Below are 1049 nucleotides of genomic sequence, written 5' to 3'. Positions count from 1 at the left end.
GTGGCGGGGATGGCGGTGGCTGGCGGGGGGGTGGGTGGGGGGGGGGGGAGGGGGGGACTGCGTGGGGGGGCGGTTGTGCGGCTGGTGGCGGAGGGCGCGTAGATCACTCCGTCGACCTGCCGGTCGAGCACGGCCTCGATGGCGTACTGCTCGAAGGTGGCGTCGCCCTGCGTCTCGGTGATGAGCAGTACGTGGTCGCGTTCGCGGGCGGCGTCGAGGGCACCGCGGATGAGGTCGCCGGCGAACCGGGTGGTGGCCACGATGTCGGAGACGAACGCGATGGTCGCCGTCTTGCGGGTACGCAGGCTGCGCGCGGCGAGGTTGGGCCGGTAGCCGAGTTCCTCGGCGGCGGCGAAGACGCGCTGGTGGGCCTCGGCCGAGAGTCGGGTGCCCTCCCTGCCGTTGAGAACCATCGACGCGGCGGTCTTGGACAGCCCGGCTCTGCGGGCGACGTCGGCGAGTGTTGCTCTGTTGCTGCCCATCAGTCCTCCGAATCAGGCGCGGTGCCACCGGCCCGCTCCCGCCCATCATGATGCGTCGCCGCCCGATATCCAGCGTCGGTCACGCCGGAGGTGGTGTGAACACGACGTTTCCGCACCGTTGCCACGTTGTCCTTGACAGCTTCCCGCGCCACGCGCATGCTCTGCTAAATCAGTTTAGCGACCACTTGTGGCGTCTCCCGAGACGCCCTGGGTGGCCGCGCCGCGGTTCTTTTGCTGACGGTACGGGTGCTGCCCTCGGGCGACGGATCACGACGGCACAGGTCGGGTTGTCGTTCGGGTGGTGGTCCCGGTGGAGCCGTCGCGCGGCCACGGGCCGCGGGACGCGTGACGATGTCGAGGAGTCATGACATGGCAGAATTGCTGACAAAATTCCCGCAACGGAGAACGGTGCTCCTCGCGTCGCTGCTGGCGATCGGGATGACCGCGACGGCCTGCAGCGCGCCAGGTGAGGACAGGTCGTCGGCCCCGGATTCCAACGCCGTCGTCAAGACGGATCTCGGGACCGCGCCGATCACGCGTAGCCTGATCGCCCGAGACGGGCGCGCC

The 1049-nt window shown here is 69.8% G+C and carries 1 protein-coding gene and 1 pseudogene; one reads left to right on the top strand and one right to left on the bottom strand.

Features of this window, described 5'->3' with window-relative positions:
• Positions 1 to 482 (bottom strand): LacI family DNA-binding transcriptional regulator (locus LADH09A_RS01420; protein WP_238642910.1); only part of this gene is annotated, 482 nt, incomplete at its 3' end.
• Positions 483 to 851: 369 nt separating this feature from the next.
• Between LADH09A_RS01420 and LADH09A_RS01415 the strand changes: the two are divergent.
• A pseudogene (locus tag LADH09A_RS01415) lies at positions 852 to 1049 on the top strand (ABC transporter substrate-binding protein); the annotation flags it as partial.

The sequence above is a fragment of the Micromonospora cabrerizensis genome (assembly GCF_022230955.1).
GTDB classification, from domain to species: Bacteria; Actinomycetota; Actinomycetes; order Mycobacteriales; family Micromonosporaceae; genus Micromonospora; species Micromonospora cabrerizensis.
Note: the sequence above shows the minus strand (reverse complement) of the source record. Positions and strands in the feature narration are given on the sequence as shown.